Origin of the sequence: Rhizobium sp. P32RR-XVIII, assembly GCF_012641395.1 — a bacterium.
Lineage (GTDB): Bacteria > Pseudomonadota > Alphaproteobacteria > Rhizobiales > Rhizobiaceae > Rhizobium.
Genome location: NZ_JABAIH010000012.1, coordinates 111360 through 135075, shown reverse-complemented (window position 1 = coordinate 135075; position 23716 = coordinate 111360). Strand labels below are relative to the sequence as shown.

25 protein-coding genes are annotated in these 23716 nt (G+C 59.4%); 19 read left to right on the top strand and 6 right to left on the bottom strand.

All coding sequences use genetic code 11. The features are described from left to right. The first annotated feature begins 64 nt into the window (after positions 1 to 64). Positions 65 to 1255: a cystathionine beta-lyase gene (locus tag HGP14_RS26350; protein ID WP_168832826.1), complete on the top strand. Its 1191-nt coding sequence runs from the start codon at positions 65 to 67 to the stop codon at positions 1253 to 1255. Here the strand turns inward: HGP14_RS26350 and HGP14_RS26345 are convergent, their stop codons facing one another. After that, on the bottom strand, positions 1256 to 2404 hold the full coding sequence (locus HGP14_RS26345; RefSeq protein ID WP_168832825.1) for an FAD-dependent monooxygenase: 1149 nt from the start codon (positions 2402 to 2404) through the stop codon (positions 1256 to 1258). Between the two features lie 26 nt (positions 2405 to 2430). Beyond that, on the bottom strand, positions 2431 to 2676 hold the full coding sequence (locus tag HGP14_RS26340) for a zinc-finger domain-containing protein (protein WP_168832824.1): 246 nt from the start codon (positions 2674 to 2676) through the stop codon (positions 2431 to 2433). A gap of 158 nt (positions 2677 to 2834) precedes the next feature. On the opposite strand from HGP14_RS26340, the gene HGP14_RS26335 reads away from it, so the two are divergent. From HGP14_RS26335 to clpA, 7 genes are all read left to right on the top strand, one after another. Next, positions 2835 to 3620 (top strand): alpha/beta fold hydrolase, encoded by a 786-nt coding sequence (locus HGP14_RS26335; protein ID WP_168832823.1) that lies wholly within the window; start codon positions 2835 to 2837, stop codon positions 3618 to 3620. 126 nt (positions 3621 to 3746) lie between these two features. Beyond that, entirely contained in the window at positions 3747 to 4580 is an 834-nt protein-coding gene (gene cysE / locus HGP14_RS26330; protein ID WP_168832822.1) for a serine O-acetyltransferase, read from the top strand. A gap of 117 nt (positions 4581 to 4697) precedes the next feature. After that, the gene (locus tag HGP14_RS26325) at positions 4698 to 4901 is read left to right on the top strand and encodes a DUF3126 family protein (protein WP_168832821.1); all 204 of its coding nucleotides are present in this window, start codon (positions 4698 to 4700) and stop codon (positions 4899 to 4901) included. A 174-nt stretch (positions 4902 to 5075) separates the two neighbouring features. After that, positions 5076 to 5507, top strand: coding sequence for a DUF3597 domain-containing protein (locus tag HGP14_RS26320; RefSeq protein ID WP_168832820.1), 432 nt, complete (start codon positions 5076 to 5078; stop codon positions 5505 to 5507). A gap of 239 nt (positions 5508 to 5746) precedes the next feature. Beyond that, positions 5747 to 6118: a phasin family protein gene (locus tag HGP14_RS26315; RefSeq protein ID WP_168832819.1), complete on the top strand. Its 372-nt coding sequence runs from the start codon at positions 5747 to 5749 to the stop codon at positions 6116 to 6118. 261 nt (positions 6119 to 6379) lie between these two features. After that, on the top strand, positions 6380 to 6733 hold the full coding sequence (gene clpS, locus HGP14_RS26310; protein WP_168832853.1) for an ATP-dependent Clp protease adapter ClpS: 354 nt from the start codon (positions 6380 to 6382) through the stop codon (positions 6731 to 6733). 10 nt (positions 6734 to 6743) lie between these two features. Beyond that, positions 6744 to 9245 (top strand): ATP-dependent Clp protease ATP-binding subunit ClpA, encoded by a 2502-nt coding sequence (gene clpA / locus HGP14_RS26305; RefSeq protein ID WP_168832818.1) that lies wholly within the window; start codon positions 6744 to 6746, stop codon positions 9243 to 9245. A 114-nt stretch (positions 9246 to 9359) separates the two neighbouring features. On the opposite strand, the gene HGP14_RS26300 is transcribed toward clpA, so the two are convergent. The 4 genes from HGP14_RS26300 to HGP14_RS26285 form a co-directional block, all read right to left on the bottom strand. Beyond that, a complete protein-coding gene (locus HGP14_RS26300) occupies positions 9360 to 9791 on the bottom strand; it encodes an HIT family protein (protein ID WP_168832817.1) in 432 nt (143 codons plus the stop codon). A gap of 53 nt (positions 9792 to 9844) precedes the next feature. Then, positions 9845 to 11035: a GNAT family N-acetyltransferase gene (locus HGP14_RS26295; RefSeq protein WP_168832816.1), complete on the bottom strand. Its 1191-nt coding sequence runs from the start codon at positions 11033 to 11035 to the stop codon at positions 9845 to 9847. A 78-nt stretch (positions 11036 to 11113) separates the two neighbouring features. Further along, complete coding sequence (locus tag HGP14_RS26290; RefSeq protein ID WP_168832815.1) at positions 11114 to 11833, bottom strand: glycerophosphodiester phosphodiesterase; 720 nt, start codon at positions 11831 to 11833, stop codon at positions 11114 to 11116. Continuing rightward, positions 11834 to 12301, bottom strand: a complete 468-nt coding sequence (locus HGP14_RS26285) for a RidA family protein (RefSeq protein WP_168832814.1) — start codon at positions 12299 to 12301, stop codon at positions 11834 to 11836. Positions 12302 to 12440: 139 nt separating this feature from the next. On the opposite strand from HGP14_RS26285, the gene HGP14_RS26280 reads away from it, so the two are divergent. The 11 genes from HGP14_RS26280 (at position 12441) to bamA (ending at position 23712) form a co-directional block, all read left to right on the top strand. Continuing rightward, on the top strand, positions 12441 to 13280 hold the full coding sequence (locus HGP14_RS26280) for a cell envelope integrity EipB family protein (protein WP_168832813.1): 840 nt from the start codon (positions 12441 to 12443) through the stop codon (positions 13278 to 13280). 117 nt (positions 13281 to 13397) lie between these two features. Further along, positions 13398 to 14105, top strand: a complete 708-nt coding sequence (locus HGP14_RS26275) for a pentapeptide repeat-containing protein (protein ID WP_205927346.1) — start codon at positions 13398 to 13400, stop codon at positions 14103 to 14105. A gap of 51 nt (positions 14106 to 14156) precedes the next feature. Next, on the top strand, positions 14157 to 14801 hold the full coding sequence (locus tag HGP14_RS26270; RefSeq protein WP_168832812.1) for a metallophosphoesterase family protein: 645 nt from the start codon (positions 14157 to 14159) through the stop codon (positions 14799 to 14801). Between the two features lie 239 nt (positions 14802 to 15040). Continuing rightward, positions 15041 to 15805 (top strand): 30S ribosomal protein S2, encoded by a 765-nt coding sequence (gene rpsB / locus HGP14_RS26265; RefSeq protein ID WP_168832811.1) that lies wholly within the window; start codon positions 15041 to 15043, stop codon positions 15803 to 15805. A gap of 240 nt (positions 15806 to 16045) precedes the next feature. Beyond that, a complete protein-coding gene (tsf, locus tag HGP14_RS26260) occupies positions 16046 to 16972 on the top strand; it encodes a translation elongation factor Ts (protein WP_168832810.1) in 927 nt (308 codons plus the stop codon). Positions 16973 to 17067: 95 nt separating this feature from the next. Further along, positions 17068 to 17790 (top strand): UMP kinase, encoded by a 723-nt coding sequence (gene pyrH, locus HGP14_RS26255; protein ID WP_168832809.1) that lies wholly within the window; start codon positions 17068 to 17070, stop codon positions 17788 to 17790. Between the two features lie 52 nt (positions 17791 to 17842). Then, a complete protein-coding gene (frr, locus tag HGP14_RS26250; protein WP_168832808.1) occupies positions 17843 to 18397 on the top strand; it encodes a ribosome recycling factor in 555 nt (184 codons plus the stop codon). A gap of 35 nt (positions 18398 to 18432) precedes the next feature. Next, the gene (locus HGP14_RS26245; RefSeq protein ID WP_168832807.1) at positions 18433 to 19176 is read left to right on the top strand and encodes an isoprenyl transferase; all 744 of its coding nucleotides are present in this window, start codon (positions 18433 to 18435) and stop codon (positions 19174 to 19176) included. Continuing rightward, entirely contained in the window at positions 19176 to 20012 is an 837-nt protein-coding gene (locus HGP14_RS26240; protein ID WP_168832806.1) for a phosphatidate cytidylyltransferase, read from the top strand. The genes HGP14_RS26245 and HGP14_RS26240 overlap by 1 nt, the downstream gene beginning before the upstream one ends. Before the next feature lie 29 nt (positions 20013 to 20041). After that, positions 20042 to 21175 carry an RIP metalloprotease RseP gene (gene rseP / locus HGP14_RS26235; protein WP_168832805.1) on the top strand — a complete coding sequence of 378 codons (1134 nt, stop codon included), beginning with the start codon at positions 20042 to 20044 and terminating at the stop codon, positions 21173 to 21175. A gap of 194 nt (positions 21176 to 21369) precedes the next feature. After that, positions 21370 to 23712 (top strand): outer membrane protein assembly factor BamA, encoded by a 2343-nt coding sequence (gene bamA, locus HGP14_RS26230; RefSeq protein WP_168832851.1) that lies wholly within the window; start codon positions 21370 to 21372, stop codon positions 23710 to 23712. The last annotated feature ends 4 nt before the right edge of the window (positions 23713 to 23716 follow it).

Sequence of the window (23716 nt, the reverse complement as noted above, 5' to 3'; positions counted from 1 at the left end):
CCGGCTTGCTGGGCGGGTCCAAAAGTTGGGCTTTGCACCCTCCGCCAGAAGGCTATTCGAGATTATGAAAGATAAAGACAGCTTGCTGCAGAATGCCGGAATCAATACCCGCCTCACGCATGTCGGTAACGATCCTTTGGACTACCACGGCTTCGTCAATCCTCCGGTCGTCCACGCCTCAACAGTACTGTTTCCGAACGCCAAGACGATGGAGAAACGGTCCCAGAAATACACCTACGGCACGCGTGGGACACCGACGACGGACGCGCTGTGCGAAGCGATCAATGAGCTTGAGGGAGCAGCAGGGACAATCCTGGTACCGTCGGGTCTTGCAGCTGTCACGGTGCCGTTGCTGGGATTCCTCGCCTCCGGCGATCATGCCCTGATCGTCGATTCGGTCTATCAGCCGACTCGGCATTTCTGCGACACGATGCTGACACGCCTCGGCGTCGAGGTGGAATATTACGATCCGGCGATCGGCGTCGGAATCGAGCAGTTGTTCAAACCAAACACGAAGCTGGTGCACCTGGAGGCGCCGGGTTCCAACACGTTCGAAATGCAGGACGTTCCGGCAATTGCGGCGATCGCTCACAAGCACGGCGCGATCGTTGCCCTGGACAACACCTGGGCGACGCCGGTCTACTTCCGGCCGCTCGACTTCGGCGTCGATATTTCCATGCACGCCGCGACCAAATATCCGTCCGGGCATTCCGACATTCTGATGGGCACGGTTTCGGCCAATGCCAAGCACTGGGAGCAGCTTAAGGAGGCGAACGGCGCGCTCGGCATTTGCGGTGCGCCTGATGACGCCTATCAGATCCTCCGCGGACTTCGCACGATGGGCATCCGCCTCGAGCGCCACTATGAAAGCGCACTTGATATCGCAAAGTGGCTTGCGGGCAGGGAAGACGTCGCCAAAGTGCTGCATCCGGCGCTGCCAAGCTTCCCATCGCACGAGCTGTGGAAGCGCGATTTCAAGGGCGCAAGCGGCATCTTCTCGTTCGTGCTTGCCGCAGACAGCCCAGAGAAATTCAAGCCGAAGGCACATGCCTTCCTCGATGCGCTGCAGATATTCGGCCTGGGATATTCCTGGGGCGGTTTCGAGAGCCTGGCGGTGCACGTCAACCTCAACGACCGCCGCATCTGCAAGGCACCGACGGAAGGGCCTGTCATCCGGCTGCAGATCGGACTGGAAGACGTGGCCGACATCAAGGCCGACATCGAACGCGGCCTTGCGGCGGCGAACGAGGTCTGATCAGCCGATCGGACGGTAGCCGTAGATCCAGTCGAGATCCGCCGCGAGACTTTGCGGCGGTTTCAGCGAAAGCACGAGATCACGGCCGAGGCGGATCGGTCCGCTTGCGTGGTAGGCAAAGCGGTTGAAGGCGCCGCGCTTGCGGACTTGAGCGATCCGCGGCGCCCTTTGCCGTTCGAACCGTGCCAGAGCTTCGGCGGGCTCATGCGCGGCAAGCAGGGCTGCCAGCTCGTAGGCGTCTTCCATCGCCATAGCTGCACCCTGCGCCGCAAACGGCATCATGGCGTGAGCGGCATCGCCGATGAGGACGGTATCTTTTCCGTTCTGCCAGCGGCCCGCTGTCGTCTCGTAAAGCGGCCAGAAGGTCATTTGAACGTCCCCGAGCAGGGACTTGATGTCGGGATGCCATCCCGAAAGCCGCGAGCGGAGCTGCTTCGACTGCTGGTCCGTCGGCTCGTTTCGCCAATCCTGCGGTGCGGCGTTGCCGGCCGTGATGGCGACGAGGTTGAAATTGGCCGTCTCCTTCAGCGGGTAGCACACAAGGTGGGCCGAGGAGCTAAGGAATGCCGAAACACTCGAACGATCGAGGAAAGCCGGCGCGGAACTGCCGGCGATCGTAAAGCGATAGGCGATGTGGCCGGAAAAGCGGGGCGAGGGGCTTGCCTCGATTGCCTGCCGCAGCTTCGACCACACGCCGTCGGCGCCGACGATAACCTCCGGCTTGCGGCCGGTCTGCGGGATTGCTCCGGGCTCGATTCCGCTCCCGAGACGAAGGGTGCAGAGGGGATTTGCCGTGACGGCTGCGATCAGCACTTTTTGCAGCGTCGCGCGGTGCAGGACGCCATAGGGCGCACCCCAGCGGCTGCGGGCGAAATCGCCTGCGGGAACGGAAGCCAGCGGGCGAAGCGTGTGCCCGGAGACAAGACGGATGGATTGCGGCTCGAGCCAGACTTTTTCGATATCCGCCAGCACGCCGAGCTCGCCAAGGATGCGCGCGGCGTTCGGCGAGATCTGCAGGCCGGCGCCCGCCTCGGCAAGTACATCGGCCTGCTCGAAAATATCGGAGCTGATGCCGCGTTTGGCGAGCGCCAGAGCGGCGGTAAGGCCCGCAATTCCGGCGCCGACGATGGCGGCATGTCTGACCGGCATACTTGGTCCGATCCGGATGAGCGGAATTAGGCTGCCTTGACGTGGAAGACGCAGCCGGGAGGGTTCGTCTGGGACGGCTTCAGCGCGCTATTGAAGCGGTAGAGCGTCGAGCAATAGGAGCAAACCTTCTCGTTGTCGTCGCCCATGTCGATGAAGATATGCGGATGGTCGAACGGAGCCGATGCACCGGTGCACATGAATTCCTTCACGCCGACTTCGATCACGCCGTGTCCGCCGTCGTTCTGGAAGTGGGGAATGCTGTGGCCGGCCATGTCTGTCTCCGAAGCTTTGAAATGTGCCCGGACCTTATAATCCCTTGCCGCAAATGTGTAGAGCCAAAAGCGTTGCACGGCGCATGGTTTTTTGGCGCGGCGAGGGTTCACGTCTGCCCTTCGATAAAATATGGTCCGGCCAAAAAAGGACGGCCCTTATGAATTTGAATACGCCTGTATTTTCCAGCTTTATCCGTGACGGCCTGAGACTCGCCTTCTTCGACGAAGGCGATCCGAGCGGCCCGCCGGTGCTGCTCATCCACGGTTTCGCGTCGAACGCCAACGTCAACTGGGTGCATCCCGGCTGGCTGAAGACACTGGGCGATGCGGGCTACCGGGTGATCGCAATCGACAATCGCGGCCATGGCGCGAGCGACAAACCTCACGATTTAGAAGCGTACCGGCCGTGGATCATGGCGGAAGATGCCGTGGGGCTGCTCGATCATCTCGGCATTCCGGAAGCCAATGTCATGGGCTATTCGATGGGGGCGCGGATATCCGTCTTCACGGCACTCGCCCATCCGGATCGCGTCCGCTCGCTCGTGCTTGGCGGCCTCGGCATCGGGATGACGGACGGCGTGGGCGACTGGGATCCGATTGCGGATGCGCTGCTCGCACCCTCGCTCGACGACGTCACGCATGCCCGCGGGCGCATGTTCCGCGCGTTTGCCGATCAGACGAAAAGCGACCGGGTGGCACTGGCATCCTGCATCCAGGGATCGCGCGACCTCGTGTCGCGTGCCGACATGGGCAAGATCGAGGCGCCGACCTTGATCGGCGTTGGAACCAAGGACGATATTGCCGGTGCTCCAGAGAAACTGGCAGCGCTTATGCCGCATGCCCGGGCGCTCGACATTCCGGGCCGCGATCATATGCTTGCGGTCGGTGATAAAGTGTTCAAGAAGGCCGTTCTGGAGTTCTACGAGGAGGTCGCCGGGCGGTGACAATCTGCCTCAAATGGTCGCGGTCACCGAAAAAACATCCTAAAAACGCATGGTTCCCGCACCCATTTATGTTAGAGGCGTTTTACCCTATATAATGTCATTCCGACGGAAACGAGGAGACCTGGAATGGTCGCGAAGACAGACGCTCGTCCTTTTGAAGCATCGAGCCCGCTGAAGGTCATGGATCCGATCTGGGACAGCCTGCGCGAGGAAGCGCGCGTGGCTGCGGAGAAGGATCCAGTGCTGGCGGCTTTCCTCTATTCGACGGTGATCAATCACCGTTCGCTGGAAGAATGCGTCATCCATCGCATCTGCGAACGCCTCGACCATCCCGACATGCAGGCCACTCTTCTGCGGCAAGTCTTCGATCGAATGCTCGAGGACTGGCCGGAATGGAGCGACATTCTGCGCGTCGATATCCAGGCCGTTTACGACCGCGATCCGGCATGCCTGCGCTTCATGGAAGCGGTGCTGTATTTCAAGGGATTCCATGCGCTGCAGACGCATCGCCTGGCGCACTGGCTGCTCAATCAGGGGCGCCGCGATCTCGCGCTCTATCTGCAGAGCCGGTCGTCCAGCGTCTTCCAGACGGACATCAATCCCGCAGCGCGTATCGGCAAAGGCATCTTCCTGGATCATGCGACCGGCCTCGTCGTCGGTGAAACGGCGGTGATCGGCGACAACGTCTCGATCCTGCATGGGGTCACGCTCGGCGGCACGGGCAAGGAAGGTGCGGACCGTCACCCGAAGATCGGCAGCGGCGTCCTCATCGGCGCAGGTGCGAAGATTCTCGGCAATATCCAGATCGGCTATTGCTCACGCGTAGCCGCCGGCTCGGTCGTGCTGCAGCCCGTTCCGCCAAAGACGACAGTTGCAGGCGTGCCGGCGAAGGTCGTCGGAGAAGCCGGGTGTTCGGAGCCGTCGCGGATCATGGATCAGGTGATAGGCGCCGATATCTGAACGCAGAAAAGCCTGCGGATCTGATGGGGAAGCAAGCGCGCAAGCGCCGCCGCAGCCTTTACAGCGTTGCTTTTCCTGTGCGAGAAGCGGCCAACCAAACCCGCTAGGAGATCAAGTGTGAAGCCTGAAGAACTCAAGAAGCTCGACGCCTATTTCAAACGCACGCTCAACCCGCAGATGGTCGTGAAGGCGCGTCCGCGCAAGGACGATTCCGCGGAAGTTTATCTCGGCGAAGAGTTCCTGGGTGTCGTCTATCTCGACGACGAAGATGGCGATCGCTCCTATAACTTCTCGATGGCGATCCTCGACGTCGATCTCTGATGATCAAACACAGCGAGCCGCATTCCTGCGGCTTGCCTGCCTGACGGAGCCATCCCATCCGTTGGCATGCTGTGCCAGCCGCAGCAACAATCTCACAGCCCAAGCTGGATGAGTTCGTCCTCCGCCCCATTTTAGCTTCTGCGAATGCGACCAGGCTAAATTGGAGGATAGGACATGGGTATTTTCGATAAGATCAAGAATGCGATTTTCGGCGAGGCGCAAGCTGCGCCGGTGAAGGAGGCAGGGGCAGCACCGAAAGCGCAGCCCGCGCCAACGCCGGCCTCACCCTCTGCTGCGCCATCCACAGCATCCTCAACAGCGTCGCCGGCTCCTGCGGCCTCGGCGGCCCCTATCGATATTGCTCCTATTCTCGACGCTGCGGTCAAGAAGAGCGGTCAGAAGCTGGATTGGCGCCGCTCGATCGTCGACTTGATGAAGGCAGTCGGCATGGATGCAAGCATGTCCGAACGCAAGGAGCTTGCGGCGGAGCTCGGATATTCAGGCGACACAAGCGATTCCGCCAAAATGAACATGTTTCTTCACAAGGCGCTGATGAAGAGGCTGTCCGAAAATGGCGGCAAGGTTCCGGCCGATCTGATGGATTGATGCGCCGATCGGCGCAAAGCGCGAGAATGAAGGCTTCGTGATTATATTTGGTGAAGCCTCAGGTTGTGGCTGACTGATATATATCTTTGAAATCAACTAGGCAGGTGCGCGTCTCGTTCCTCACAGCGCGCCGGCAACCACGGCTGCAATCTCCAGTGGTTGTGCAATGCACAAAAAATGCTTGACTATATATGCGGTGCAGCTAACGTTTCCCAGCCAGCAACACATGGAGGATGGGCATGTTCAACTTTGACGAAACCAGCCGCAAGAGCAAGGAAGCCATGGATACGGTTCTGAAGAGCTATTCCGACACCACCAAGGGCTTCCAGGCGATTGCCACCGAAGCGGCTGATTTTTCCAAGAAGTCTTTCCAGGACGCAGTCAATCACTTCGAGACGCTGTCGGGCGCCCGCAGCTTCGAAGCCGTCTTCGAACTCCAGACCGGCTACATCAAGTCGTCCTATGAGAATTTCATCGCCGAGGCGACGAAGATGGGCGAAATGTATGCCGATCTCGCCAAGGGCGCCTACAAGCCCTATGAAGCGCCGCTCGCCGCTCCGCCGGCCAGGGCGCCGAAAGCTGCAGCTCAGGTAGCGCCCGCAGCCGCATAAGATCGAGGGCGCGAATAACGCATCCCCTTGAAAAATGGAGACCGGCAACGCATCTGTTGCCGGTCTTTTTTGTTTCCTCAAACCTCGGAAGAAGCCACGCGGGACTTTTTTAGTCTTTGCGTCCGGTCCTGCGGAATTGTGATTGCAGTCGGAAACAAGGGGCTTAAAATCGATGCATTATGAACTAAGTTAGTGTTTCAGATATCCGGTGGGTAAAGCAGCCTCCCATGCACCATCGGACTGATCGAGGAATGAATGAACATGATCGTAAAGCCGATCCGGATGCAGAACGATAGCGAAAGGAACGGGGACAACGGAAATCGCGGAACCTCGGTCATCACACGTACCAAGCCGAAGACCAAGAAGCCCAATCTCTATCGCGTACTCATTCTGAACGATGACTACACTCCGATGGAATTCGTCATCCACATTCTGGAGCGTTTTTTTCAAAAGGATCGTGAAAGTGCCACCCGCATTATGCTCCATGTCCATAACCACGGCGTCGGCGAATGCGGAATATTTACATACGAGGTAGCGGAGACGAAGGTGAGTCAGGTGATGGATTTCGCCCGCCAGCACCAGCATCCGCTGCAATGCGTCATGGAAAAGAAGTGAGGATCTAAACGTGCCAACATTTTCGCCTAGTCTTGAGAAGGCGCTCCATCAGGCACTGACCTTTGCCAACGAGCGGCACCATGAATATGCGACGCTCGAACATCTGCTGCTCGCCTTGATCGACGATGCCGATGCGGCAGCTGTCATGGGTGCATGCAATGTCGACCTCGATGCATTACGCAAGACGCTGATCGAGTACGTCGACAACGAGCTTTCCAATCTGGTCACGGGATATGACGAGGATTCCAAGCCGACCTCCGGCTTCCAGCGCGTCATCCAGCGAGCGGTGATCCACGTGCAGTCGTCGGGACGCGAAGAGGTGACCGGGGCCAACGTCCTCGTCGCGATATTTGCCGAGCGCGAAAGCCATGCTGCCTATTTCCTGCAGGAGCAGGAAATGACCCGCTACGACGCCGTCAACTATATCTCTCACGGTATCGGGAAGCGTCCCGGCTCTTCGGAAGTCCGCAGCCCACGCGGGGCCGAAGACGGCGAGCCCGACAGCAAGCCGAGCGCATCGCGCGGCGGTGAAGAGGAAACTGGTGCCAAGAAGCAGCAGGACGCGCTGAAAGCCTATTGCGTCAATCTCAACGAGAAGGCCAAGAGCGGCAAGATCGATCCGTTGATCGGCCGCAACGCGGAAGTCAGCCGTACCATCCAGGTTCTTTGCCGCCGTTCCAAGAACAACCCGCTCTACGTGGGCGATCCTGGCGTCGGCAAGACCGCGATCGCCGAAGGCCTCGCCAAGCGCATCGTCGAAGGCAAGGTGCCGGAAGCGCTCGCTGACGCCACCATCTTCTCGCTCGACATGGGCACGCTGCTTGCCGGCACGCGTTACCGCGGCGATTTCGAAGAGCGTCTGAAGCAGGTCGTCAAGGAGCTGGAAGAATATCCGGGTGCCGTGCTGTTCATCGATGAAATCCATACGGTGATCGGCGCCGGCGCGACCTCGGGCGGCGCAATGGATGCGTCGAACTTGCTGAAGCCTGCGCTTTCCAACGGCGCGATCCGTTGCATCGGCTCGACCACCTACAAGGAATACCGCCAGTTCTTCGAGAAGGACCGCGCTCTCGTCCGCCGCTTCCAGAAGATCGACGTCAACGAGCCGTCGATCGACGATGCGATCGAAATCATGAAGGGCCTGAAACCTTATTTCGAAGAGTACCACCACCTGCGTTATTCGAACGACGCCATCAAGACTGCCGTCGAGCTTTCGGCCCGCTACATTTCGGACCGCAAGCTGCCGGACAAGGCGATCGACGTCATCGATGAAACGGGTGCTGCGCAAATGCTGCTGCCGCCGTCCAAGCGCCGCAAGCTGATCACCGAAAAGGAGATCGAGGCGACGGTTGCGACCATGGCTCGCATTCCGCCGAAGACCGTGTCGAAGGATGACGAAGCCGTCCTTGCCAATCTCGAGCAGGAACTGCGCTCGGTGGTCTATGGCCAGGACACGGCGATCGAAGCCCTTTCGACCTCGATCAAGCTGGCGCGGGCGGGTCTGCGCGAGCCGAACAAGCCGATCGGCGCTTACGTCTTTTCCGGCCCAACCGGCGTCGGCAAGACGGAAGTCGCCAAGCAGCTTGCCTCTTCGCTGGGTGTCGAGCTGTTGCGCTTCGACATGTCGGAATACATGGAGCGGCACACGGTTTCCCGTCTGCTCGGTGCACCTCCCGGCTACGTCGGCTTCGACCAGGGCGGCCTCCTGACCGATGGCGTCGACCAGCATCCGCATTGCGTGGTTCTGCTCGACGAAATCGAGAAGGCGCATCCGGATATCTACAATATCCTGCTGCAGGTCATGGACCATGGCGCTCTAACGGATCATAACGGCAAGAAGATCGACTTCCGCAACGTCATCCTGATCATGACGACCAATGCGGGCGCGTCGGAAATGGCCAAGGCTGCGATCGGCTTCGGTTCGTCCAAGCGCACCGGCGAGGATGAGGAAGCGCTGAACCGCCTCTTCACGCCCGAGTTCCGCAACCGTCTCGACGCGATTATCCCGTTCGCGGCGCTTCCGACGGCGGTGATCCACAAGGTCGTGCAGAAGTTCATCATGCAGCTCGAAGCGCAGCTGTCGGAACGCAATGTCACCTTCGATCTGCAGGAAGACGCGATCGACTGGCTGGCGGAAAAGGGTTACGACGACAAGATGGGCGCGCGCCCGCTCGCCCGCTTGATCCAAGAAGTCATCAAGAAGCCGCTGGCGAACGAAATCCTCTTCGGCAAGCTGAAGAAGGGTGGCGTCGTCAACGTCAAGGTCGGCCCGAAGGAAGACGGCAAGCCCGGCATCGTTCTGGAAGCCATTCCGGAAACCGCGCCGATCAAGCCGAAGCGGGAGGCCGAAACCGTTCATCCCGAAGCAGACGGCGATGATGACGGCGAGCTGAAGACGAAGGCAAAGGCGAAGAAGGCTCCGGCCAGGAAGGCAAGGGCGCAAGCCGAGGCCGAGGTCAGGAGCGCGACGAGGAAGGGCAGCACGGTGCCGAAGGTACCGCGCAAGAAGTAGTCGTCACCGGCAGGTGAATTGAAAAAAGGCTGCAGCGATGCGGCCTTTTTTATTGCTTCTCAAACTTTTGAAGGAATGAGGGAGGACGTGCAGCTGAGCGCTGCTGCGAGCCCTTCAGCTCCCCAGCTCGCCTTTGATCTTCTCGGCGTTCGCGGCAAGCACGTCGCCATCCTCCATCTTGCCGGAATGCGGCTTCAGCGGAATGCCGTCGTGGCGGGGGATGACGTGGAAGTGGAGATGAAACACGGTCTGGCCGGCCGCCGGCTCATTGAACTGGATGACAAGGACGCCATCCGCGTCGAAGGCGTCCTTCACGGCGTTTGCGATTTTCTGCACGACGGTGATGGCATGCGAAATCGTGGCCGGGTTGGCATCGAGAATGTTGCGTGATGCTGCTTTGGGAACGACGAGCACATGGCCCGGGGCCTGCGGCATGACATCCATGAAGGCGACCGTGTGCTCGTCCTCGTAGACGCGATGCGACGGGATCTCGCCACGAAGAATCTTGGCAAAGATATTGTTGTCATCGTAAGCGGCGCTGCTCATCTCGAAATCTCCTCGTTTTCCGGTGCTCGGGTAGCGCGGCAAAGGCGCGGACGTCAATCCTCCTGCTGCCGCTCGCCTTTGCGGAAGGGGCTGTGCTCGGAGAGGATCTCGTTCATGTGCTCTACGTCCTCGCGCTCGTGTTGGAGGTAATCGGCAATCGCACGCCGCAGGCCCGCATGGGCGACATAGTGCGCCGAATGCGTTGTCACCGGCAGGTAGCCACGCGCAAGCTTGTGCTCGCCCTGTGCGCCCGCCTCGACTCGCTTGAGGCCCCTGGCAAGTGCGAAATCGATCGCCTGATGATAGCAGACCTCGAAATGCAGGTAGGGGTGGTCTTCAATGCAGCCCCAATGGCGTCCGTAAAGCGTGTCGCCGCCAATGAAATTGATCGCGCCTGCGACATAGCGGCCATTATGCCTGGCCATGACGAGCAGGATGTCTTCCGGCATGCGCTCGCCGATCAGCGAATAGAATTCGCGGGTGAGATAGGGCCTTCCCCACTTGCGGCCGCCCGTATCCATGTAGAAGGCGAAGAACTGGTCCCAGATGCGTTCGGTAAGATCGCTGCCGGTCAACCAGTCTATGGTGATGCCGTTTTCGAGCGCGGTCCGGCGCTCCTTCCGCAGCGCCTTGCGCTTACGCGAAGCGAGGGTTTCGAGGAATTCCTCGTGGTTGGCATAGCCTTCGTTGATGAAATGGAATTGCTGGTCGGTCCGGTGCAGATAGCCGTCGCTCTCGAACACGGAAATCTCGTCTTCCGGCACGAAGGTGATATGGGCCGACGAGACGCCGAGCTGGCGGACGACCTCTTTCATACTCTCTGCGATGGCATTCTGGATCGGACGGCGCTCCAAACCCTCGGCAACGAGCAGCCGGGGGCCGGTCGCGGGTGTGAAGGGGATCGAGCATTGCAATTTCGGGTAATAGCTCCCGCCGGCCCGCTCGAAGGCATCCGCCCAGCCGTGGTCGAAGACGTATTCGCCCCGGCTGTGGTTTTTCAGGTAGCCGGGCAGGGCGCCGATCAGCTCACCCTTGTCCGTCTCCAACAGAAGATGATGGCCGAGCCAACCGGTTTGCGCCGTGGCCGAGCCTGACTCCTCGACTGACGAGAGGAAGGCGTGCGACAGGAAGGGATTGTAGGCGAGCGTCTTGCCTTCCTTGGATGTCCCGGAAAGCCTGGACCAGCTCTCCGGGGAAATCGCGGTGAAGGACCGTTCGACGCGGATCGATAATTCGTCTGTCATGGAACAAATGCGAGGCCGTTTGGGGGAGGATTTTGGCTCTCCTTCAGTCTGCGCATGACTTTGTCCAAAAAGCGAGCGTCAAACCGAAAGCCGGGGATCGAAACCTTCGAACGTCATCTGATCAGCGTGTTCGAAGGTATGCTGGCGCGCCTTTTCGTCGCGGACCGTCCAGGTAATGACGGGGATGCCCTTTGCACGCTGGGCCGTGATGAAGGTGTTCGGCAGGTCGGCGAAGAAATAGGAGATGAAATCGAGGCCGATCTCCATCGCCCGTTCATGGTTGGTGAATTCCTCCGGCTTGTTGCCGCCGGCGGTGAGCCCGAGCGGGTAGGGCGCGTTCAATGCCTTGAGATCGCGCAGCAGCCAATGGTCGAAGCTCATCAGCGCGACCTTGCCCTGGTAGCCTTCCAGCACTTCGAGGACGGCTTCGGCGAAGCCTTCGTCATCCGCCTCGCGGCCCTTGAGTTCGAGGACGAGTGGGACTTTGCCTTGTACAAGATCGAGCAGTTGCTTGAGCGTCGGGATCTTGTCGGCCGTGCCGCCGACCGACAGCAGCCCGAGCTCCCTCGAGGTGCGCTCGCGGATATCCCCCTTCATGTTGCAGAGGCGTTCGAGGTTCTCGTCGTGGAAGACGATCGGCACGCCATCCGAGGCATAATGGAGATCGCACTCGATCGCAAAACCGGCTTCGACGGCGCGGGCGAAGGCTGAAAGCGTGTTTTCCCAGATGAGCTTGTTGGTGTCGTGATAGCCGCGATGGGCGACCGGCAGTTCCTTGATCCAGGCAGCGGAGGTCATTTATGCAATTTCCATGATGGCGTCGATTTCGACTGCGGCGTTAAGGGGCAGGGCGGCCATGCCGACGGCCGCGCGGGCATGCTTTCCGGCATCGCCGAGAACGCCGGCGATCAGGTTCGAGGCGCCATTGATGACAAGATGCTGCTCGACGAAGTCCGGGGTGGAGGCGACAAAACCGTTCAGTTTGATGACGCGCTCGATGCGGCCGAGATCGCCGCCAAGTGCCGCCTTCGCCTGCGCGAGGATATTGATGGCGCACAGTTCGGCGCCACGCTGGCCCGCGGGAACGACGACATCCCTGCCGAGATGGCCGGTCACCGCGACCTTGCCGCCTTCGATCGGGAGCTGGCCGGAAATATAGAGGAGGTTGCCGCTGATCACATAAGGAACATAATTGGCAGCGGGGGCGGCGGCTTCCGGAAGGGTTATTCCCATTTCCTTCAGGCGAGCCTCGATTTGATTCGACATTTTCGTCTCCGCTTTTTGTTGTAGGTTCTTCAAAAAACTATGTATCGAGACTAGAATCTTTGCCTGTGACGTTTTCGAGCCTCGATTTGGCCGAAAGCGTTCTTATATCATCGCGGCCGAGTCCAACAGGAGATAATGGATGTTCCGACCGAGTCTTGCCGCTCTTCTTATCGCAGGCGTCTCATCGAGTGCCTGGGCTGGGGCACCTGCGTCCGGCGCGGCGATCGCCTCCGGTCTTGTCGCCCACCGGGCGATATATGACCTCGAGCTGAAGGATGCCACGGAACGCTCCGGTATCGCCGGCATGTTTGGCCGCATGGTTTACGAGTTCGACGGCAATTATTGCGAAGGTTTCACGACGAATTTTCGCTTCGTGACGCAGATCGACACCGGTGACAGCACGCGAGTCAGCGATCAGCAGACGAAGACCTTCGAGAACCTGAAGGACCGCAAGTTTACCTTCGAGACGAAGTCGTTCACCGACGACCAGCTCGACAAGGAAGTGAACGGCGAGGCAAACAACAAGGCCGATGGTGTGACCGTCGATCTGAAGCGCCCGCAGAGCAAGGAACTGCAGCTTGCTCAAAGCCGCTTTCCGACAGAGCACATGCTCGACGTGATCGAGAATGCCAAGGCCGGCAAGCGCTTCTTCGAGGCTCGTGTCTTCGACGGCTCCGACGATGGCGACAAGGCGCTGGCGACGACGACGGTCGTCGGCAAGCAGGTCACGCCGGTGGCCGGAGAAGAGACGGATGCGGGCAATGCCGGCGCTTTCGCCAATCAGGCCTTCTGGCCGGTGACGATCTCCTATTTCAACGAAAATACGAAATCAGATGCGCTGCCCGTCTATCGTATGTCCTTCAAGCTTTACGAGAACGGCATTACACGCGACCTTACCATGGACTACGGTGACTTCGTGCTGACCGGTAAGCTCGCGAAGCTGGAGATGCTCAACAAGAAAGCGGACACCTGCAAGTGAACCGCAACGGATGAGGCGCATACTCCGGGAGGCATGATGCCTCGCCTTTCCTTTTCGTGCGCATAATCAGAATTCAGTCACCATTGGTAGCCGGCGTTGCCGGCAAGGGGAACGGGTATGAAGAACTTGCCATCAACTGCACGTCCAGGTTTCTTGATGGCGCTTGTCGTCACCGCCGTTGTATCGGCCGGCAATGCTATGGCGGACGATTGCCGTGGCACGCCTAAGTCCGGCATCGACTGGAGTGAGTGCACCAAGAAGAACCTGATGCTGGAAGGCAGCGATCTTCAGAAAGCTACTCTCATCGGAACCGACCTGACGCAGACCAGCCTCAAAAATGTCAACCTCACGGCGGCCAACCTCGAGAAGGCAACGCTGGTGCGGGCTTGGCTTGAAGGCGTAAAAGCCGACAATGCCAGGTTCGACAAGATCGAGGCCTACCGCGCGGTGTTCCAGCATGCGTCGGCACAGCATGCGTCCTTTGTCAGCGCCGAGCTGCAGCGTGCGGATTTCACCGGCGCACAGCTTTCCGGTACCAATTTCGAAAAGGCCGAGCTCGGGCGCGCGAATTTTGAGCAGGCGGTTCTGACAGGCGCGACATTTTCACTCGCGAATCTGTCGCGTGCCGACCTCAGCGGCGCGACCCTGGGAGGTCCTGTCAATTTCGATCGCGCCTTCATGTTTCTGACGAGGATAGAAGGCCTCGATCTTTCCGCTGCAACAGGGCTTCAACAATCGCAGGTCGATCTGACCTGCGGGGATTCGTCGACCAAGCTTCCTGCCGGCCTCAAGCCCCCAGCCAACTGGCCCTGCCCATCTGACTGAGTGGGAACGCAAACGTTAGCAGTGAAGTTATGTCCCGCAGGAGGCGTCGACATGAATTTCACGTTTGCGGTGGGTGACATTCACGGCTGCCTGGAGCCACTGAGAGAGATGCTGGATCGCATCGGTGGCCGCGCGCACGGCGGTACGGTGGTCTTCCTCGGCGACTATGTCGACCGCGGTCCCGACAGCAAGGGCGTTGTCGATCTCCTAATGAGCGGACCAGGCAGCGGATCCTGGCGCTGGATATGCCTTATGGGGAACCATGAGGACATGATGCTGCGCGCCTATGGCAGTGATGAGGAATATATCTGGTGGCTCGAAAATGGCGGCTTCCAGACCGAGCTTTCCTATGGCGGCAGGGTAGCATTTGGGCATCTGGTTTGGGCTGGAAAGCTGCCTTTAATGCACGTCGATGATCATCGTATATTCGTGCATGCTGGCGTGGTTCCGGAACGCGCCCTCAATATGCAGAGGCCGGACGACCTGCTTTGGCTAAGGGTGCCCGATGATTATTCGACGGATTATTGGGGAAAGCATCTGTGCCATGGCCACACGCCCTCAGATCGGAATCCCATAACGGTCGCCAACCGGACGAACGTGGACAGCGGATGCGTGTTTGGCGGTACGCTTTCGTGCGCCGTGTTCGACGATTCGCTGGCCGGCGGCCCGATTGAGTTTATCCAAGTACCGGCTTAGCGGGGTGATCGTCGACGCAATTTGTGTGTCGCGGCGCGACGCAGCGCATTTAGAACAGCTCGGTGGCGGTTTTTTCGGCGGATGCCTTGCATTTCTGGCCGATCGAAGGTAAGGGCACCCGCATTCCACACGTAAGGCATGGGATTGTCCGGGAGAAATCCGGATTTTTCCGCCGGTGGCATCTTCGAAGAGGATGCTGTTCGCCTTGCGGAGGTTCAACCGGAAAAGGAGTCAAAGGCATGGCATTGCCTGATTTTTCTATGCGCCAGCTTCTGGAAGCTGGTGTTCACTTCGGCCACCAGACCCATCGCTGGAACCCGAAGATGAAGCCGTACATTTTCGGCGATCGTAACAACATCCACATCATCGACCTGGCCCAGACCGTTCCGATGCTGTCGCGCGCCCTGCAGGTCATCAGCGATACCGTCGCCCGTGGCGGCCGCGTTCTGTTCGTCGGCACCAAGCGCCAGGCTTCGGAAATCATCGCCGATGCCGCAAAGCGTTCCGCTCAGTACTACGTCAACTCGCGTTGGCTCGGCGGCATGATGACGAACTGGAAGACGATCTCCAACTCGATCCAGCGTCTGCGCAAGCTCGACGAAATCCTCGCTGGCGACGCCCAGGGCTTCACCAAGAAGGAACGTCTGAACCTCGAGCGCGAGCGCGAAAAGCTCGACAAGGCTCTCGGTGGTATCAAGGACATGGGCGGTACGCCGGACCTGATGTTCATCATCGACACCAACAAGGAAAAGATCGCGATCGACGAAGCCAAGCGCCTCGGCATTCCGGTCGTTGCGATCATCGACTCGAACTGCGATCCGGACCTGATCGACTATCCGATCCCGGGCAACGACGACGCTTCGCGCGCCATCGCTCTCTACTGCGACCTGGTTTCGCGCGCCGCCATCGACGGTATCGCCCGTCAGCAGAGCGCATCGGGCCGCGACCTCGGCGCTTCGGTTGAAGCTCCGATCGAGCCGGCGCTCGACGAGGCTCAAGCCTGATAACCAGGCGGACGGGCCCTGGCGGCCCGTCCAGCCTGACTGGATTGGGAAAGGCCGCGCGAGATCTGCGAAGCTCCGGCGGCCTTGACCTTTTTAGGCGGCAGGTTTGCCCAGGCCGCCTAACGAATTCTGTTATGACGCGTCTTCATCACGCTGTCATACATACAGGTACATTTCGTGCCTCAATCCGGTGGCGCATGGCACGTTGCGGACCACCGTATAACCGACAAGAGGAAGCTTATGACCGAGATTACGGCTGCACTGGTGAAGGAACTGCGCGAAAAGTCCGGCGCAGGCATGATGGACTGCAAGAAGGCGCTGACGGAAACCAACGGCGACATCGAAGCAGCGATCGACTGGCTGCGCGCCAAGGGCATTTCCAAGGCTGACAAGAAGTCCGGCCGTACGGCTGCTGAAGGCCTGATCGGCATCGCTGGCGCCGGTCACAAGGCAGTCGTCGTCGAGCTCAACTCCGAGACCGACTTCGTTGCCCGTAACGACGCCTTCCAGGATCTCGTGCGCGGCGTCGCCAACGTTGCTCTGGCGACCGACGGCACGGTTGAAGCCATTTCGGCTGCGACCTATCCGGCATCCGGCAAGCCGGTTGCTGATACCATCAAGGACGCGATTGCGACGATCGGCGAGAACATGACCCTGCGTCGTGCAGCCAAGCTGGAAGTCGAGCACGGCGTTGTTGCAACCTACATCCACAACGCTGCCGGCGACGGTATCGGCAAGCTCGGCGTTCTGGTTGCGCTGAAGTCGAATGGGGACAAGGCCGTTCTGACGTCCATCGGCCGCCAGGTCGCCATGCACATCGCTGCAACCAATCCGCTCGCCATCCGCGCTGAAGAAGTCGATGCCTCCGTTGCAGAGCGTGAACGCAACGTCTTCATCGAACAGGCCCGCGAATCCGGCAAGCCGGAAGCCATCATCGAAAAGATGGTAGAAGGCCGTATGCGCAAGTTCTTCGAGGAAGTTGCCCTTCTCTCCCAGGCTTTCGTGATCAACCCGGACCTGACGGTCGGGGCTGCGGTCAAGGAAGCTGAAAAGGAAGCCGGCGCGCCGATCGAGATCACCGGCATGGCCCGCCTGCTCCTCGGCGAAGGCGTCGAGAAGGAAGAAAGCGACTTCGCAGCCGAAGTCGCAGCAGCTGCCAAGGGCTGATAAAACCTTATAGAATGTGAAAACGGCAGGGCATCGCGTGACAACGCGGTGCCCTTCGTGTATCCGGCAGTCATGCCAATAAACAAGGAGCCAAGATGTCGTTAGAGCCTGTCTATAAACGCGTTCTACTCAAGGCTTCCGGCGAAGCGCTCATGGGAAGCCAGGGATTCGGCATCGACGTTGCGGTGGCTGACCGCATCGCTTCGGATATCGCCGAAGCCCGGAAGATGGGCGTTGAGGTCGGTGTCGTCGTCGGCGGCGGCAACATTTTCCGTGGGGTAGCGGTCGCCTCCAAGGGCGGGGACCGTGTGACAGGCGACCACATGGGCATGCTCGGCACGGTGATCAATGCGTTGGCACTCGCTACATCGCTGCGCAAACTGAATGTCGACACGGTTGTGCTTTCGGCGATTTCGATGCCGGAACTCTGCGAGAGCTTTTCGCAGCGGGCGACGCTCTATCATCTTTCGATGGGCCGGGTGGTGATCTTCGCCGGCGGCACCGGCAATCCGTTCTTCACGACGGATTCCGCAGCCGCTCTTCGCGCTGCCGAAATGGGCGCCGAGGCGATCTTCAAGGGCACGCAGGTCGATGGCATCTATTCTGCCGATCCGAAGAAGGATCCGACGGCTACCCGTTTCGACCACCTGACGCACAAGGAAGTGCTCGAAAGGGGCCTTGCCGTCATGGACATCGCCGCCGTCGCCCTTGCTCGCGAAAATTCCATTCCGATCATCGTCTTCTCGATTCACGAGAAGGGCGGTTTTGCTGAAATCTTGACGGGCGGTGGCCTCAAGACCATCGTATCGGATAACTGACTAGAAGACAGCGCTGCAACCGCGGCGCGTCGGACTGACGGGAGCATTGACTATGACTGAAGAAATCAAGGAACTGAAGCGCCGCATGGATGGCGCGGTTTCCGCATTCAAGCACGATATCGCTTCGTTGCGCACGGGCCGCGCCTCGGCCAACATTCTGGACCCGGTCACGGTCGAAGCCTATGGTTCGCGCTTGCCATTGAACCAGGTTGCTAATATTACCGTGCCCGAGCCGCGGATGCTTTCGGTATCCGTCTGGGACAAGTCGATGGTCGGCGCGACGGATCGCGCAATCCGCGAATCGAATCTCGGCCTCAACCCGATCGTCGACGGACAGAACTTGCGCATTCCGCTGCCGGAACTCAATGAAGAGCGCCGCAAGTCGCTGGTCAAGGTCGCCCATGACTATGCGGAAAAGAGCAAGGTCGCGATTCGCCATGTCCGCCGTGACGGCATGGAAGGCCTTAAGAAAGCCGAAAAGGACGGCGTCCTGAGCCAGGATGACAGCCGTGCGCAGTCCGAACGTGTACAGAAGATGACGGATGAGATGATTTCCGAGATCGACCGCTTGCTTGCGGACAAGGAAAAGGAAATCATGCAGGTGTAGGGCGTTCTCCTGCGCCCCTGGAGACCAGACGGATAATGTCGGAACCAGCATTCTTGAGCATGCCAGAACATGTTGCGATCATCATGGATGGCAACGGCCGTTGGGCAAAGCAGCGAGGGCTGCCGCGTGCAATGGGTCACCGCAAAGGTGTGGAGGCCGTTCGCGAGACCGTGCGCGCCGCCGGGGATGCAGGCATCAAATACCTGACGCTCTTTGCCTTCTCTTCGGAGAACTGGCGTCGGCCGGAAGCCGAGGTCACAGACCTGATGGGGTTGCTGAAGGCCTTCATCAGGCGGGATCTCGCGGAATTGCATGCGCAGAACGTGCGGATCAAGATCATCGGCGACAGGCAGAGCCTCCGCAGCGATATTCTCAACCTTCTGCTCGAGGCTGAGGAGACGACGCGCGACAACACGGCGCTGACCCTGGTTATCGCCTTCAACTATGGCTCGCGCGACGAGATCGCCCGAGCCATGATGAGCCTTGCCAAGGATATCGAGGCTGGACGGCTACAGGCGGGGGACATCACGCCCGAACTCATCAATGCCCGGCTGGACACAGCCGGCATTCCCGATCCCGACCTCATCATTCGCACCAGTGGCGAAGAGCGGCTCTCGAACTTCCTTCTCTGGCAGGCGGCCTATTCTGAATTCGTCTTCGTGCCGGAGTACTGGCCGGATTTCAGCCGCGAACTCTTTTATGCCGCGCTTGAGAAATTCGCGGCACGCGATCGCCGGTTCGGCGGCATATCGGCGCAGGCGGCCGCAGTAGGTAGCTGATGCAGCAGGAACTGAAACTTCGCGTCGTTTCAGGCGTCGTTCTGGCAATCATCGTGCTTGCGGCGGCATGGTACGGCGGCTTTGCCTTCCGGTTGCTCTCGGCCGTGATCGGCCTGCTTATCTACTATGAATGGTCGACGATCACGCGGCTGCAAGGCGAACTGCCGGTTGCGAATGCAGCGGGCTGGATAGGGCAGGCGGCGATTGCCGTTGCGATCCTGCTTGGCCGCTTCGATTTTGCGCTGAGCTTGCTTGTCTTTTTCTTCGCTGTTGCGATCGGCTTCGTTGTCGCCCGCAGCGCCAATTGGTGGTTTCCGGCAGGCGTCGTCTACGCGGGATTGACCGGCATCGCGCTTGCCGAGATCCGGGGTGCCGACACCGCCGGACTGCATGCAATGCTCTTCGTCTTCGCCGTGGTTTGGGCCACCGACATTCTTGCCTATTTCGTTGGGCGTGCAATCGGCGGGCCGAAGCTAGCGCCCAGAATTTCACCGGGAAAGACCCAATCGGGTGCCCTGGGAGGTGCCGTCTCGGCAGTTGTTGCCGGCAGTCTCGTCGCCTACTTCTTCATCCCCGAGGCGGATTGGCTGATGGCGGCTGCCGTCGCCTTCATTCTTTCTGTCTGCAGCCAGGCAGGCGACCTGTTTGAATCTTTCATCAAGCGCCGGTTCGGCGTAAAAGATTCCAGCCGTCTCATTCCGGGACACGGCGGCGTCATGGACCGGGTCGATGGGCTGATTGTCGCTTGTTTTGCGGCGTTCTTGCTCGCGACATTATTTTCCCTGATAAAAGGGGATGGCATGGCGCCGCTCGGCGCCGCCTTGTTCGGTCTCTGATAAATGCGTGAGCGCAGCGGAAGGATTTCATGGAAGGCTTGACCAGTATATTCGGCTTTCTGACGGGCTACATCATTCCCTTCGTCGTGGTTCTGTCACTGCTCGTCTTTGTGCACGAGATGGGGCACTATCTCGTCGGCCGCTGGAGCGGCATTCGCGTGCTTGCCTTTTCGGTCGGTTTCGGACCGGAGATCGCGGGCTTTACCGACCGGCATGGCACACGGTGGAAGATCTCGGCGATTCCGCTTGGCGGCTACGTGCGCTTTTTCGGCGACGAAGATGCGTCGAGCAAGCCTGATATGGACAAGCTCAAAACGATGTCGCCAGAGGACCGTGAGCGCTCATTTGCAGGGGCGAAGCTCTGGAAGCGGGCCGCGACCGTAGCGGCCGGCCCTATCGCCAATTTCATCCTTGCGATCGTCATCTTTGCAGTGCTGTTTTCGATCTACGGCCGCTCGGTCGCCGATCCGGTCGTCGCGGAGGTGAAGCCGCAAAGCGCTGCCGCTGAAGCTGGCATATTACCCGGCGACCTGCTCTTTGCGATCGACGGCGCGAAAGTCGAGACCTTCGATGATGTGCGGCGCTACGTCAGCATCCGTCCGGAACAGCGGATTGTGGTCACGATTGAGCGAAACGGCGAGAAGATGGACCTGCCGATGGTGCCGAAGCGCACCGACATGACCGACCAGTTCGGCAACAAGATAGAGATCGGCCTGATCGGCATCGTCACGAACCAGGAAGTCGGCCATTTCCGCGTGCAGACGTATACGCCGCTCGCGGCGCTGCGGGAGGGGACGGTCCAGACCTGGTATATCGTCACCGGCACCTTCAAGTATATCGGCAATCTCTTTGAGGGCTATATGAAGCCTGATCAGCTCGGAGGGCCGATCCGCGTAGCACAAGCTTCGGGCCAGATGGCAACGTTAGGTGTTGCTGCGTTGCTTCAGCTCGCCGCCGTGTTGTCGGTTTCCATCGGACTACTGAATTTGATGCCAGTTCCGGTACTTGATGGCGGCCATCTGATGTTCTATGCGATTGAGGCAGTTAGGGGAAAACCTTTGGGAGCATCGGCTCAGGAAATTGCATTCCGCATTGGCCTGGCTATGGTCCTTTCCCTGATGGTTTTTGCTACCTGGAATGACATCAGCGCGTTGATTGGCTGACGCGCTTGGTGGAGGGAAATTACCGTTTATTTACGATGTTTCAAAGCTGTAGTGGCGAATGGGTCACGCTTCGAAATGAAGTAAACAGAAATTAACTCGCTACCTTGCTTGTAGGGCAAAAGCGGGTAAAACGACACACGTGCCGGAATCGGGTTCGCCCGGAGACGGGGACGAGAAAAAAGGTAATGGGTGAAATGAAGGCTGGTTCAAGATTTTTGAACGCAGTATCGGCGGTTGCGCTGTCTGCAGGTATCGTTGCTTCGGGCGCAGGTGCAATTACGATCGTTTCCGCGACTGCTGCGGAAGCTGCCGTTATCCAGCGTATCGACGTGCGTGGAGCCAGCCGCGTTGGCGCCGAGGCCGTCAGGTCCAATCTCACGATCACCCCCGGCAAGAGCTTCTCAAACACCGACATCGATGACTCGGTGAAGCAGCTCTACGGCACCGGCTATTTCTCCGACGTGAAGATTTCGGTCTCCGGTAGCACGCTCGTCGTTACCGTCGAGGAAGCTCAGCTCGTCAATCAGGTCGTCTTCAACGGCAACCGCAAGATCAAGGACGACAAGCTTGCGAGCGTGGTGCAGACGCACGCGTCCGGCCCCTACAGTGATGCGCAGATCCAGGCAGACATTGCGGCGATCAAGGAAGCCTACGCTGCGACCGGCCGTAGTGAAGTTCAGGTGACGACGCAGGTCGTTCCGCTCGGCGAAGGCCGCGTGAACCTTGCCTTCGTCATCGATGAAGGCGATCGCACGAAGATCGCAAGTATCAATTTCGTAGGCAATAACGCCTACAGCTCCAGCCGCCTCGCTGCCGTCATCAGCACCAAGCGCTCGAACTTCCTGTCGTTCCTGACCCGCAAGGACGTTTACAACGAAGATCGCCTTCATGCCGACGAAGAGGCGCTGCGCCAGTTCTATTTCAACCGCGGTTATGCCGACTTCAAGATTATCTCTTCGGACGCCTCTTTCGACGAGACCACCAACAAGTACACGCTGACCTTCAATATGGAGGAGGGACCGCGTTACAACTTTGGTCCCATCACCGTGCAGTCGACGGTTGAGGGCGTCAGCGCCGACCAGCTTCAAGGCCTGGTGACGACGCACGAGGGCGAGGTCTATAGCGCCAAGGACGTCCAGCGATCCATCGAAGCCATTTCGGACCAGGTTGCTTCGGCAGGCTACCCATTCGCGCGTGTGACGCCTCGCGGCAATCGCGATCTCGGCAACAATACCATCGGTGTCGAATATCTCGTCGATCAGGGCGAGCGTGCTTACATCGAACGCATCGAGATCCGCGGCAACAGCCGCACGCGTGACTACGTCATCCGTCGCGAGTTCGATATGAGCGAAGGCGATGCCTTCAATCAGCAGATGATCACCAAGGCGAAGCGTCGTCTTGAGGCGCTTGGCTTCTTCTCGTCGGTCAATATCACGACCCAGCCCGGCAGTTCGCCTGACCGCGTCGTGGTCGTCGTCGACGTTCAGGATCAGTCGACGGGTTCGTTCGGTATCGGTGCCGGTTATGCCGCTGGCGGCGACGGCCTGCTCCTGGAAGCCTCTATCGAGGAAAAGAACTTCCTCGGTCGCGGCCAATACATCAGGGTTTCTGCTGGTGGCGGCGTCGAAGGATCGCAGTCCTACGGCTTGAGCTTCACTGAGCCTTACTTCCTGGGCTATCGCCTGGCGACGGGCTTCGACCTCAATCACAGCCAAACCTCGAGCAACGACAACTACGACTATACGGAAGACAGCGCCATTCTTCGTACGACTGCGCCGATCACGGAAGACCTGGCGACGACGTTCCGCTACAACTTCAAGCGGATGGATTACGACGCCGACGGTAACGATCTGAGCGATCTGTCTGACACCTATCAGCACCTGGTCACTGACGGGCCGTGGATCCGTTCATCGGTTTCCAACACGCTCACCTACAACACGCTCGATGACATGACGCTGCCCCGTGAAGGCGTGTACGCGACGCTGACGAACGAAATTGCCGGTTTGGGCGGCGATTCGCAGTACTACAAGATCTACGGCAAGGCCCGGTACTATCATCTGCTGGCCGATGATGCCGATATCATTGGATCGGTTGCTGCTGGCGCAGGCTATGTTGTCGGCTTCGGAAGCGATCTGAACGTCTTCGACCAGTTCACGCTCGGCAACAACGATATCCGCGGCTTCGAGAACAAGGGTATTGGTCCGCGTATTGCTGGCTCCAACGACGACCCGCTCGGCGGCACGACGTATTTCACCGTGTCGGCGGAAGCGACGTTCCCGATGCCGCTCTTCCCGCGTGACTTCGGTCTGCGCGGTGCGGTTTTCGCCGATGCCGGTACGCTGTTCGGCAACGACGTTACGCTGCGCGGCAACGATAAGTTGGAAGGCGACAATGCGGATCTCCGTGCGTCCGTCGGTCTCGGTATCGTCTGGCAGTCGCCGTTCGGCGCACTGCGCGTCGACTATGCGATCCCGGTCGTGAAGGAAGATTTCGACAAGACGCAGTACTTCAAGTTTGGCATCAACAACCAATTCTGATATC

Bases quoted from the DNA above. Each gene is read 5' to 3' on its own strand.
- HGP14_RS26315 (WP_168832819.1), top strand. From the start codon at position 5,747: ATGTTCAACTTTGACGAAACCAGCCGCAAGAGCAAGGAAGCCATGGAT.
- HGP14_RS26295 (WP_168832816.1), bottom strand. From the start codon at position 11,035: ATGACAGACGAATTATCGATCCGCGTCGAACGGTCCTTCACCGCGATT.
- HGP14_RS26240 (WP_168832806.1), top strand. From the start codon at position 19,176: ATGCAGCAGGAACTGAAACTTCGCGTCGTTTCAGGCGTCGTTCTGGCA.
- pyrH (WP_168832809.1), top strand. From the start codon at position 17,068: ATGTCGTTAGAGCCTGTCTATAAACGCGTTCTACTCAAGGCTTCCGGC.
- rseP (WP_168832805.1), top strand. From the start codon at position 20,042: ATGGAAGGCTTGACCAGTATATTCGGCTTTCTGACGGGCTACATCATT.
- HGP14_RS26285 (WP_168832814.1), bottom strand. From the start codon at position 12,301: ATGTCGAATCAAATCGAGGCTCGCCTGAAGGAAATGGGAATAACCCTT.
- rpsB (WP_168832811.1), top strand. From the start codon at position 15,041: ATGGCATTGCCTGATTTTTCTATGCGCCAGCTTCTGGAAGCTGGTGTT.
- frr (WP_168832808.1), top strand. From the start codon at position 17,843: ATGACTGAAGAAATCAAGGAACTGAAGCGCCGCATGGATGGCGCGGTT.
- HGP14_RS26350 (WP_168832826.1), top strand. From the start codon at position 65: ATGAAAGATAAAGACAGCTTGCTGCAGAATGCCGGAATCAATACCCGC.
- HGP14_RS26290 (WP_168832815.1), bottom strand. From the start codon at position 11,833: ATGACCTCCGCTGCCTGGATCAAGGAACTGCCGGTCGCCCATCGCGGC.
- cysE (WP_168832822.1), top strand. From the start codon at position 3,747: ATGGTCGCGAAGACAGACGCTCGTCCTTTTGAAGCATCGAGCCCGCTG.
- HGP14_RS26270 (WP_168832812.1), top strand. From the start codon at position 14,157: ATGAATTTCACGTTTGCGGTGGGTGACATTCACGGCTGCCTGGAGCCA.
- tsf (WP_168832810.1), top strand. From the start codon at position 16,046: ATGACCGAGATTACGGCTGCACTGGTGAAGGAACTGCGCGAAAAGTCC.
- HGP14_RS26335 (WP_168832823.1), top strand. From the start codon at position 2,835: ATGAATTTGAATACGCCTGTATTTTCCAGCTTTATCCGTGACGGCCTG.
- HGP14_RS26245 (WP_168832807.1), top strand. From the start codon at position 18,433: ATGTCGGAACCAGCATTCTTGAGCATGCCAGAACATGTTGCGATCATC.
- HGP14_RS26320 (WP_168832820.1), top strand. From the start codon at position 5,076: ATGGGTATTTTCGATAAGATCAAGAATGCGATTTTCGGCGAGGCGCAA.
- HGP14_RS26345 (WP_168832825.1), bottom strand. From the start codon at position 2,404: ATGCCGGTCAGACATGCCGCCATCGTCGGCGCCGGAATTGCGGGCCTT.
- clpS (WP_168832853.1), top strand. From the start codon at position 6,380: ATGATCGTAAAGCCGATCCGGATGCAGAACGATAGCGAAAGGAACGGG.
- HGP14_RS26340 (WP_168832824.1), bottom strand. From the start codon at position 2,676: ATGGCCGGCCACAGCATTCCCCACTTCCAGAACGACGGCGGACACGGC.
- HGP14_RS26275 (WP_205927346.1), top strand. From the start codon at position 13,398: ATGAAGAACTTGCCATCAACTGCACGTCCAGGTTTCTTGATGGCGCTT.
- HGP14_RS26280 (WP_168832813.1), top strand. From the start codon at position 12,441: ATGTTCCGACCGAGTCTTGCCGCTCTTCTTATCGCAGGCGTCTCATCG.
- bamA (WP_168832851.1), top strand. From the start codon at position 21,370: ATGAAGGCTGGTTCAAGATTTTTGAACGCAGTATCGGCGGTTGCGCTG.
- HGP14_RS26300 (WP_168832817.1), bottom strand. From the start codon at position 9,791: ATGAGCAGCGCCGCTTACGATGACAACAATATCTTTGCCAAGATTCTT.